The 12,275-nt window shown below is 42.2% G+C and carries 6 protein-coding genes and 1 pseudogene; all 7 read right to left on the bottom strand.

The genetic code is table 11. The features are described 5' to 3' along the window. Positions 1–12: 12 nt before the first annotated feature. Positions 13–1,020, bottom strand: coding sequence for a hypothetical protein (locus tag AB4589_RS01900; RefSeq protein ID WP_372099166.1), 1,008 nt, complete (start codon positions 1,018–1,020; stop codon positions 13–15). A 65-nt stretch (positions 1,021–1,085) separates the two neighbouring features. Continuing rightward, a complete protein-coding gene (locus AB4589_RS01895; RefSeq protein WP_372099165.1) occupies positions 1,086–4,382 on the bottom strand; it encodes a type I restriction endonuclease subunit R in 3,297 nt (1,098 codons plus the stop codon). Between the two features lie 261 nt (positions 4,383–4,643). Further along, a complete protein-coding gene (locus tag AB4589_RS01890; protein WP_372099164.1) occupies positions 4,644–5,897 on the bottom strand; it encodes a restriction endonuclease subunit S in 1,254 nt (417 codons plus the stop codon). After that, the gene (locus AB4589_RS01885) at positions 5,887–7,533 is read right to left on the bottom strand and encodes an N-6 DNA methylase (RefSeq protein WP_372099163.1); all 1,647 of its coding nucleotides are present in this window, start codon (positions 7,531–7,533) and stop codon (positions 5,887–5,889) included. Before AB4589_RS01885 ends, AB4589_RS01890 begins: the two co-directional genes overlap by 11 nt. Before the next feature lie 128 nt (positions 7,534–7,661). Next, complete coding sequence (locus AB4589_RS01880) at positions 7,662–9,668, bottom strand: UvrD-helicase domain-containing protein (RefSeq protein WP_009846885.1); 2,007 nt, start codon at positions 9,666–9,668, stop codon at positions 7,662–7,664. Then, a complete protein-coding gene (locus tag AB4589_RS01875) occupies positions 9,668–11,398 on the bottom strand; it encodes an ATP-binding protein (RefSeq protein ID WP_009846886.1) in 1,731 nt (576 codons plus the stop codon). Before AB4589_RS01875 ends, AB4589_RS01880 begins: the two co-directional genes overlap by 1 nt. 608 nt (positions 11,399–12,006) lie before the next feature. Beyond that, positions 12,007–12,275: pseudogene (locus AB4589_RS01870) on the bottom strand (hypothetical protein); the annotation flags it as partial.

The following is a 12,275-nucleotide window of genomic DNA, read 5'->3' as shown; positions in this document are numbered from 1 at the left end:
TGCTGGTGCGGATCAGTTTTGCAAAGTAGAAGAAGCTGAACGAGCACCACTTTCCATGCTAGTACACACCTTGTCTAAAGAGCTATTGACTGTTTTGCACAATTCATCCATCTTCCCCTCAATATCAGGTATAGCGGAAAGTGCATGTTGACGCATTTCAGCAAATACGGATATCCGCTCGTCTAGTTCATTCAATTGGTTCTGCCAGACATCCGTCGTATTCTCTAAGTTGCTCATCGCACTCGGTATGACTTGAGTGTGTGATGCAATATTCTCTAGCGCTACTTCTGTCGCACTTACACTCTCGACAGCGCTCTCAAATGCATCCGTCAGTTGCGCCACTTGTTGTTTATAGTTACTTTGCCATTCGAGTAGCTTTACAACCGAATCATCGAGCCTTTGGAAATTTGAACCAAACTGTCCAACAAGCCCTTTGTTAAAATCTTTAATCGCTTCATTTAACGACTCAGCAATTTGCTGAGAAGTTTGCTGTGAAAGAGAGGAGGAAAAGTCGCGTAATTCTTGGCTGAGTAAGTCGAAATTCTGTTGACTCTCTTTATTTCCTTGCTCAGTCGCTCTTGTCATTTTTTTTAACTCAGACAAAATCGCATTTTGGCTAGAGTCATTATTTTTGTTTCCTTCTTTTAATACCTGATGCATTTGGTTTGCTGTGACAACACTACGGTTTTTATCAAGCTTTAAATGAATGATCCCCTTCAATACTATTGAACCAAGCATACCAAAGATACTGGACCAAAAGGCGAGACTAAGACCATCTAGTAAGGAAGAAATACTATTGTTTAGATCGTTCGGGTCAAACGAAAGTAACCCTATCGCGATCCCTAAGAAGGTAAAAAACACCCCACCAGTGGTTAAATAGCTTGGAAATTGGCGAACTAAGTTAGAAGGCTTTTCCTGATATATCAGCCGAAATCCCATACCAAATGTTACCACCAAAATACCACACGATATCTTTAACACTGTGTTTGGATCGAGGCTCAATAAAAACTCTATAAACATAAAACATCCTTGCCAAATTAACGTTTAGAGCTAGAAATGCTCCATTCTTAGTGGGTGACTAGTTATCACCCATTCTTCTTATAATTCTCAGCCTGCTCTAGCACGCCTTTGTAAACATCATCGTTCGCTACTGGTGGGAAGCCGTATTTGTGTAGCAGTAAGATTAAATCCACTTTCAACTTGGCTTTGATATCATCGCGCCCTGCCCAATCTGGATATTGGGCGACATTGTCTACCGTGGTTTTCATTTCCTTCGCCAATTCGAGCATCTTGTCATCGTCGTAAGTGAAATCGTATTTCTTGCGCATGTGATTCAAGATATCGAGGAACGCTTTCTCTTCTAGGTCGATGCCTAGGTCTTCAAACGAGCCCATTTCTTTCACGATATCAAAGATAATGTCGGTCATTTCTTGAGAGAAGGTATCGAACTCCTCACCATTCAACACATCATTTTCACGACGTTCGTTGTATTGCTCCACCAGCGATTGGAAGCGCTTAGAGAAGTTCATACCTTGTAGCTGGTTGACCTTTTTGAAGTCACTTATCGCCTTCTCTAGCAGCTTTTGAAGCAACTGAATTTTGGTGTTAGGCAGCTTTAGCTTATTGATACGAGCCAAGTAGTCTTCATCAAAAATATCGATAGCTTCGGCGTGTTCATCACCAATGGTAAAGATCTCTTCGACCCCATCGGCACGGAGTGCTTCTGCCACTAACTCACGAACACGCTTATTCATTTGTGCCGTGTCTGGTGCATCACCTTTGGTTAGCTTAAAGATAATAGAGCGTACTGCGATATAGAAGTGAATTTGGTCACGCTCTTGCTGAGATAACAATTCACTACCACAGCAAACATCATAAGCCGCCTTCATACGGCCCACTAAAGCCATGAATCGGGTTTCGCCTTTCTTGGTTTGAAGGATGTATTCTGCCGACTGATTAAGGCACTCTAGCTGCTTACACGGCTCTCCTGTGTAATAACCGGACGTATCGAACTTGTGGAACATCTGTCTTAACAGATCGAGATGGTTCTTCACCTCAATAACGGAAAAACGAATATCTTCAAAGTTAGTCTCATCAGCCTTTGAATACATCGCTAAGGCTTGATTCATTCGCGACTTGATACCAATGTAATCGACAACCAGCCCTTTCCCCTTGCCTTCAAACTTTCGGTTAACACGTGAGATAGTTTGAATCAGGTTGTGTTTCTGCAACGGCTTATCGATGTAGATCGTATCCAATTCAGGAACGTCAAAACCTGTTAGCCACATGTCGACTACAATGGCTATTTTGAAATTCGACTTAGGACTCTTAAACTGCTGGTCGAGCGATTTTCGATATTCCTTTGTCCCTAGCAGGCTATACTGATCAGGGTCATCGTCTTTACCGCGCGTCATCACCATTTGCACCATCGCAAGTGGCTTTAACTCTTCTTTCTCTTTATCAGTCAGCTCGACGCCATCAATTGATAGCTTTTCCTCGAACCATTCTGGCTTTAAGACTTTGACTTGCTTATAAAAATCAAACGCAATTTCACGACTCGCACAGACAAACATCGCCTTGCCCTTTATCGTAGAACCTTCTTTAACTCGCCCTTCATAATGTTCAACAAAGTCTTTCGCCAAAGCTTCAATACGGTCAGGGTCGCCAAGAATCGCGTTCATATTGGCAGAAGCTTTCTTGCTCTCTTCTATCTGATGTTCATTAGTGCCAGCTTCTGCGCACGCTTGGTAGTATTTCTCTACATCTTCTAGCTTGCTGTTATCAAGAATAACTTTAGCTGCTCGGCCTTCATAAACAATACGAACCGTAATTTCATCATTAACAGATTCTGTCATGGTGTAGCTGTCTACTGGATCACCGAATACATCAAGGGTGGCATCGATCGGTGTTCCGGTGAAACCAACGTAAGTCGCTCTTGGTAGAGAATCGTGCAGATACTTAGCAAAGCCGTATGTCTCTTTCACATCGACGGCTATACCATCTTGATATTTGATCACCACTTTCTTATCGAGGTTGACCTGTGAACGGTGCGCTTCATCGGAAATACAGATGATATTAGTACGCTCTGAAAGCAGTTCGATGTCTTCGGTAAACTTATGAATGGTAGTCAGAAACACACCACCGCTTTTGATGCCTTGTAGCTTGTCTCTTAATTCTTGGCGACTTTTAACTGGCACCACCATCTCATCACCAATGTAATCAGAGGCATTACAGAACTGTTTAGAAAGCTGATCATCAAGATCGTTGCGGTCGGTAATAAGTACAATGGTCGGGCTTTCAAAATCGATGCTTTTCATCAGTAGGCGCGATAGAAATTGCATGGTAAAGCTCTTACCACACCCTGTTGCACCAAAGTAAGTACCGCCTTTACCACTACCGTATGGCTTACGTTCTTTGTCAATGTTGTAGTAAAGCTTTCGCGCTGCGTAGTACTGGGGGTAACGACAACAGATTTTTATTTCTTTCTTTGATGTATCAGGGAAGAAGACAAAGTTCTTCACCACATCAAGTAATCGGGTTTGGTTAAACAACCCGGCAATCATGGTGTAGAGGGAGTTAATACCCTCTTTTTCGGTAGACTCGTTGCCCGTTACTTTGCGCCATGCGTAGAAGAACTCATACGGCGCAAACAGGTTACCCATTTTGTTGTTCACACCATCACTGATGATGCACATCGCGTTGTAGACGAACAGCTTGGGAATATCACGGCGATAACGCACACAGATTTGCTTCCATGCATCAAAAATGGTCGCGTCTTTCTCTCGCACGGCACTTTTGAATTCAAACACCACCAGCGGCAAGCCGTTCACATAAAGGATGCCATCAGGGATTCGAACTTGTTCATCGACACCTTCAATCTCTAGCTGGTTAACGATTTTATAGATATTGGTGTCAGTCGCTTTTAACCGATTTGTTTCTAGGTACGTAACCTTACCTTCAGCAACTTCTCTATCAGTATTATCAGGTTTAGATTTATTCTCTAGCAACGGCACAAACATCAAGCGTAAGGCTTGTGCCAAATGTCTTGTATCGATTAACTCAATATAGAGGTCTTTCTTTGAGCGATCTTCACGCTTAAACAAGAAGCCATTGGTTAGCCATTGGCAGAAGGTTTTATTGCTATGGTACAAATCACTGGCAGGCAACGTTGAGATCATACGGACAATGGTGTCGATTTCGCTCTCGGTTATACCATCGCCTCGGTACTGCTTGGCAAGGTAGCGTCGTAAGTCATCGACAATGAGTACTTGTTCTTTGTCTTCACGCGCTATTTGTTCACCCACTGCGTGTGGGTAGCCTTGCTCACCCAATAACTCAATAATGGCCTGTTCGAGTTTGGCTTCAGTAAATTTTAAGCTCATCGCCTTTTCCTACTGCTGTTTGACGTTGTTTGATGTTTTCTAGATTTAATTATTTGAATTTGTTTTTGGACCAAATCGGTTTTGTTCTGTCATCTGAGGTGTGTTTGATTCGCCACCTTAGAACTTCACCTTCGTCAGCTTAGAACCTCGCCTTTGTCATCTCAGAACCGAGGGACGAGGTATCTGAGATCTCGCTTTTCACCACCACCAAAAACGAGATTCCTGATAAGTTCGTCCCTCACTTTCTGGAATGACGAAAGGTTACCCTGCCAGAGCTTTAGCTTGTTCGACTTGCTGATTTTCTAAATCGATTTCGCCCGAAAGCAATTTAGGAAGTAGAGTGTCACGTAGCTTAGCCAGCACCTCATTCTCAAGGCGATTTTGATGAGCTTTCTTCAACATAGCTTCAGTAAGCTGCCAGAATTTTTGCGCAACATCCTTTGTAGGGATTACACATGGAGTGTCAGCAACAACTACAGGCTTAATAGCAGGATATGCTCCACCATCAGCTAGACGAGCGTACTCGTCAATAGAGTCATCATTGGTAGTAGCTAGGTAAACAAACGATGTCCAACACTCTTCTTTTGGCGATAAAACAGCGAAGCCTGTGCTACCTGTAAGTGGTTGTTCTGTATCACCGATAAATGCAAAAGATCGATTTCCCGGACGTACAGTGCCAACAATGGTATCCCCAGAGTTCAAGATTCTTCTCGCTCGTGATGGCGCTTCACTGAAGTCATAACTTGTGACTGTTTCAATTACACCATTTTTTGTGTTTGCTAGGTCAACATAGTGAACTTGTTCGGGTTGGTTTTTCTTTGTCCATGACTTCGCATTTAGTTTGGCAATATCTGCAATCACGCCCTGACTCCAACCTTCAGGAATCAAACCCAGTTCAGACTCAACGAGCTTTTCTGGGAAAAGCGAGGCAACTTCTTTTAAAAGAAAAGGCGCATCCATCCCTTTTGGCTGTGCACCATTCATTTTAGCTTTAACTGGATCAAAATCGACAAACCAAGATTTGAACAGCGCTTGTGCCATTTGCTCTAGGGTTTGGTTGATTTGGTTGTTGAGGGTGATTTTTCTATCCAAATCTCGTAAATGAATAGCTAGCTTATTCTGGTATTTAGGACACTTGGGTAAAAGTACTTTAGCCCTATGAAGATCATTCCTATTTACCCCGGGTACAGCACCTTTGTCCGTATAGTCTTTATAAGATACGGTCTTCAAATAGTAATAGATAAATAATGGATCATTCCCTTTAAAATCCTTTACATAAAGCGTTGTATTTAAAGGCCAAAAATCTTCTTCTATATAAAAAACCTGCCCAATCGTGCCATATCGACCAGTTACAACACCTGGCGATTTTATTTTCACTTCATTGTGAAAACCGGAATGACCAGAGGAAGAAATAACAGGTACATTTCCATCAATTCGCTTTGTTTTCGGAAGGTCATATCCACGTTTGAGTTCAATGACATCACCCAACTCTGACTGTATCCACTCACTCCCCATAACCCAACACCTCCAAGTTACGACGAATCGCTTTATTCAGCTCTTGAGATTGATTCATTTGGCTGTATAAGGTTTGTGAAAGCTCACTCATCTTGGTTTCAAACGGAATGCCATCATCTTCTATGTCAGCTGCGCCAACATAGCGCCCCGGAGTCAATACAAAATCGTTAGCCTTGATATCAGCAATGGTCGCTGATTTGCTAAAACCTGCTTTGTCTTCATACTTCTCTACTTTGCCATCGCCACGTTCAATACGCGCTTTAAGTTCTGCTTCATCACAGCGCCATGCATGGTAAGTGTCAGCAATCAGCGCAATATCGTCTTTAGTCAACTCTTTGTTGGTGCGGCTAATCATGGTGCCCATTTCACGAGCATCAATAAACAAAGTCTCTTTTTGGCGGTTACGGTAGCCTTTGGTGTTGTTCTCGGTTTTGTCTTTGGTGATAAACCAAATGCACACAGGGATTTGCGTCGTGAAGAACAGTTGTCCCGGCAAAGCAATCATACACTCAACGCGATCGTTCTCGATTAGCTGCTGGCGGATCTCACCTTCACCAGACGTATTTGAACTCATTGAGCCGTTCGCCAATACAAAGCCTGCCGTGCCTGTTTCACTTAGCTTCGAGAGCATGTGCAAAATCCAACCGTAGTTGGCATTGCCTGTTGGCGGGGTGCGATAGCCAGCAAAGCGCGCATCATCGGTTAGCTCGGCTTCATTACGCCAACCTTTAAGGTTAAACGGTGGGTTAGCCATGATGTAATCGGCTTTTAAGTCTTTATGCTGGTCAGCAAAGAAGGTATCGGCAGCACGCTCACCCAAGTTACCCGATAAACCGCGAATGGCTAAGTTCATCTTCGCCAGTTTATAAGTGGTCGAGGTAAGCTCTTGACCATAGATAGCGATGTCTTTGGTGCGCCCTTCGTGCTCTTTAATGAACTTTAAAGACTGAACAAACATACCGCCCGAGCCACAAGCCGGGTCGTAGATCTTACCTTGGAAGGGTTCTAGCATTTCAGCTAACAGTGTTACCACTGACTTAGGCGTATAGAACTCGCCACCACCTTTGCCTTCGGTTGCTGCAAACTTACCTAGGAAGTATTCATAAACACGACCGACTAAGTCCTCTTCGCTCATGTCGCATTCGTTCGCCAGCGTATCGATGTTTTCAATGCTGTCGATAAGTGACGCCAGCTTTTTCACTTCCAAACCTTGACGCGAGAAGTAGTTGTCTGGCAGAGCGTCTTTCAAGCTTGGGTTGTTTTTTTCGATGGTTGATAGAGCGGTATCGATAATGATAGCGATATCATCTTGCTTAGCGCGCGCTTTAACAAATGACCAGCGCGCATCTTCTGGTAAAAAGAAGATATTGTCTTGTTGGTAGAACTCTTTCATCTCAACAAAAGCTTCTTGCCCGTCGTCTATCATCTTCTGACGGCGCGCTTCAAACTTATCGCTGATGAACTTTAAGAACACAAGGCTTAATACCACGTGTTTGTATTCAGATGACTCAACGCTGCCACGCAGCTGATTAGCGGTATCCCAAAGGGTCTCTTCAAAGCCTTTGGTCGCTTTTTTAGCTTTTGACGTAGGCTTAGCTTTTGAGGCGGGTTTCTTGTTAGCGGGTGCTTTTGCCATGTTCTTAATTACTCGAATAATGTAGGACTTGGCTCTGAACAGCGGAGCCAAGATTTATTGCGTGGTATTGTATCGTAAATGCGACTTTTTGCATTGATTAAGAGTTACTTATGATAAATAAATTGCAACTAAACTTGGGTAACTTCTCCCGTAATTTCAATATGTTTTTCAACGCTAACTGGAAACTCTTCAGTACTGAAAACAACTAACTTTTGCCCAGCCCTAGTCATTGCTACATAAAGTTTTCGCATTGATTCTTGTAGTACTTCTTCCCTTTCCGAATCGCTCAACTCTAGATTTTTAGGCTGGTTAATTATTTGACCACAGCCAAGAACAAACACCGTACCAGACTCCATACCCGTGCAACTATTGATATTAAGCAGTCTAACTTTGCTGCCTACGTTATCCGCTAACTCTTTGGAGTTGTTGTAGTTAATGACCTTGTTAGAACCAATTCGTTTTTCAATGTCTTGCTTTAGCGCCCATGGATTATACTCTGGGCTGCATAAAACCATGATCTGATGAAGAGCGACTGTTCCCGACTGCACCAGGACTGCGAGTTCGTTCAGGAACCTCTTTTTCTCATCTTGAGCATTTCGAGAATATATAATCTGAGGTTTGTGTCCTCTTGCCATTTTTTCATAGTCAGGCTTCACGTAATCTTCAGGGCTTCCTTCGAGATCATCGAGCAGAGCGTTAGCTGCGACCATTATTTCATAAGTCGTTCTGTAAGAATGATTCAAACGCTTAGTGCGCCCTCGAACATTCAAACCTACGCTCTTCCAGCTTAAACGGCTTTTTAAGAAACCTTGGTTAGGATCAGCACAAATAAATAATTGTCCCCCCGGCGTCAATGAGCGTTTAATTAACTGTAACCAAGATGGCGCGAAGAATTGAGCCTCATCAAGCAGTATGTGATCATACTGTTCAAGAGGTTTGTCTGATAGAGCCACTTCCTTGATATATAAACTCGGTAGGTACTTCTTAACCGACGACAATCGAGCAGAAAAATCAACATATAGCTGCCAAATATGTTCTCGCTGACTTTTTTGTAGTGCAAACCCACGACCCTGTCGATCGAATTCCAAGTACTCTTCTTTGTCTTTAATTAAATAGTCATTGATGTACTCTAGTTCGGACCAAATCTGCTCATCTGTTAACGATAGTTGCGTGTAAGCTTCATTTTTATCACTTAAAACGGTCTTCTTTTCTTCTTTCATATTCGCATCGCCAAATACTGGCTTAACACGCTGATGACTTTTACTGTACTGCTTTAGCGCAAATGAATGAAAGGTAGCAATTTCAAGGTTATCTGGTTTGCCTTTAAGCCAAGTTTCGAACCTGTATTTAATATCTTCCGTCACTGGCTTATTGTGTATCGCAAGAAGGACCTTTTTTCCCGGGTATTTTTTACAATACAAAACGGCACGATTAATTAAAATCAGAGTTTTCCCACTCCCAGCGACCCCATTTATCAACCTTACTGAAATGTCTTCCTGACCTTCTTCTTCAGAATCGACAGACTCAACCATATCTAGCCTAGTAGCCAATTCTTGATCGTAATCTAAAAAAAATGGGAGCAGCTTTGCGGTATTGTCTACGGAGGCTTTTCCTCGACGAGTACTACACTGCGCGGGAATAACCGACTCTGGAAAAAACGTGCGCTTGATTCGTGAATGTGAGTCGATTGTGAACTCGGTTAGTGCGGCGTGGATTAGTTTTTCACCACGCTCAATAAACGTTTTGTTCTCAATTATTTGTACATAATCAGAGAAAGAACTATTCACTTGGGGATAAGTATTAACTTGGAGAGAACCGTCAATTTGGAAAGTACTTTCTTCTTCCACAATCATATTATCGACGACAGCTAGATACTGAATAGGCTTTAAACCTAACGTCAACATCGAGTCATTAAACTTCAACAATTTAGAAAGACTAATACTATCTGGTTTCTCTGAATGGACTCCAACAAACACCCAACTATTGCAAGGACCCTCAATAATACAAGGAGCAACTTGTAAAGACTCTAATAATGACTCACGAATAAAAAATTCGTCATTGAGTTTATTGAATACCTTTTTGAAATGACGTCGATGCTTGCGGTCTAAGCCTGTAATCGTATCTATATGTGCCATTAATCTACTTCCACCTTATAGCAGTGACGAACCAGAGATTTATAATCTTCAATGTTTTGTCGCACCTTAGGATCATCCACCTGTTGCAGCATGCCTTCTGGGATTTCGGGACCTACAATAACCAACTTAGTCTGGGGTCTAGTAATGGCGACATTGAGACGTTCCGCTTGGAAAAAGAATTCAGCAATAGCGCTAATGTATTGCGGATCTGAGGAGCAAAATGAAACTATAATCATTTCCCGCTCCTGGCCTTGCATCCTTTCCACGGTATCCGTTACCACTAATTTTGATCCAAATATCCCCAACTTATCCTGAAGGCAAGACTTTAAAGCTTTGGCATGACCCCGAAACGGTGTAACGACACCTATCTCTTCAGCAGATAGACCCGCTTCAACAGCCGCGGTTATCAAATCGGCCACTAACGCCGCTTCTTTTCTATTCACACTTCGGGCATTGACCCCTGGAGTTTTGATAAATACAGAAGGTCGATCGCTAGAGAGGACGTCGGAATACTTGTGAGGTTTTTTAGGTAGAGAAAATGATGACAGCGTTGGTGGTCTTTTCGATTCTAATTCGCCCTTGTAATAACAGTTACTAGGCCATTCAGTTAAGGCAGGAGACATCCGATAAGTTTGGCTTAACAATACCGAAACCTTTTCATTGCCAATAATCATCTTAGAGAAAGCCGAACTGTCCTCAAGAACGGATTGAGAAAGTATCACAGGAGGAAGCTGCTTATGATCCCCAACGAATACAAATCGACACCCTTTTCTCATTGCCATTAACGCCAATGGAACAGTAATTTGGCTAGCTTCGTCAAAAATGATGGTGTCAAATGTAAAGCTTTCAAGTCGCTCACTACAGGTAGCAAAAGGTGTCGCACCAATCACATACCCAGTGTCCGGTATATCTTGCCATTTTGATGCGTATTCAAAATGCTGAACCTTGTCGCTCAGTGATTTCTTACCGCCACTCGCACAAATTTTTGCAACAGGAACCCCTTCCTCTACAATTTTATTGAGTGCATTATTGATCGCCATGTGGGTATGAGAAGTCATGAAAACTCTCTGCCCTGCCTCTACAAGAAGCTTGGCGATAATACTAATAACTTTTGTTTTACCCGTTCCGGGAGGACCTTGAATACACGCTAAGTATTTAGATGCGACACCAATACCAACAGCTTCACTCTGTTTTTCATTTAATCCTCGAGATTCGGCATAATCGGCAGCGTCATCAAAGTCTTCGTCATAAATCGTTTCCGTATTCAAATGTCCGGAAAGCATAGGCAGCAATACGTCTCTGCCGACTTTCGATGTTGCTACATCAGCCAAAGCTTTGTCATAAAACGGTTTTAAGTCCATGCCTGCAGGGTCGGCATAACATCCTTCACTTAGTTGTGGAAGTAAGCTTTGATCTACTTTGACTTTGAGCAACCACTCTCCATCGTTTTCAGCTTCAATCGCTACTTGACCAAACACTTTATGGTTACTTGGGTCACCAAGATGCAAACAAATCATGTCGCCTTCTCTAAAACGTGATTCATTATCACCCAATACGACTTCCAGATGATTAGACCCGGAACATCTTACTGACTCTATTCGTTGAGTTTCGCCTTTTAATAGTTTTTCTTCTAAAGGTTTCTTCCAAGTTTCTAGAAGTTTTTCCATGCTAGCTTCATGTTCTGCATACACAAAAGCTTGTAGTTCTTTTAATACCGAAGTGAGTTCCATACCTAGCTTACCAACGTGAATTTGTATTCAAAAATGAGAATATTCATCAATACGAATAAGCCAACCTTATTTTTTGAACGGTCATCACGTCAACTACACATTCACGAAACTGTTAATTACATCTCTTACTAGACGTAGATCGCTGCTTAGATTAACTATATTTCATTGGATAATGGTGAACTTTACAACGTGCTATGGGTTCTCTTGAAGCCAAAATATGACTAAGAGCTTGATACAACGAGGAATTACAGACACAAAAAAGCCCACACTAGGTGGGCTCTTTCGTATAATGTGGTCGCTACTGGACTCTACTATCCAACCTATCAGAATGATTAATATAGAAATTACAAAAATAGAATTTAAAAATGTTACTTCTGGTGTTACTTAAGCAAAAACTAACCTAAGTTACTCCAGCCACACACTTACCCTATGAGTTTTCAGATCAAGATGTATGATAGTTCATTGGGCTTAAACATGATACGAGTTAGGGAGTCGAACAAACCCAGTATCTATCTGAAAATTAACGAGTTGTAGCAAGTCGATTTTCGGGAATATACATCCTGTCATACAATCACTGTTTTGTGATAAAGATCACCGAAAACAAAGTTTCATGACTCTTCGGCATCGAAATCAAGACTACTAACAATTGATTCTAGAAGATCACTTTTCAATTTCCCAAGGGGTTCTTCCCACGGAGATTCAGAGACAAGGTTCTCAACAAATACTCGTTGTAGAGTTTTAGAGTCCTCTTTGACTAACTTAGCAATAGATTCTATCGCCGACTGGGGATATTGTTTAACTAAATTAAGCGTCCTCTCAATATCTTTATAATGATCGGAATAATAGCCAATCAATCGATCTGATCCGCACCAGCAGT

The organism is Vibrio sp. 10N.222.49.A3 (assembly GCF_041475145.1).
GTDB classification, from domain to species: Bacteria; Pseudomonadota; Gammaproteobacteria; order Enterobacterales; family Vibrionaceae; genus Vibrio; species Vibrio tasmaniensis_A.
Note: the sequence above shows the minus strand (reverse complement) of the source record. Positions and strands in the feature narration are given on the sequence as shown.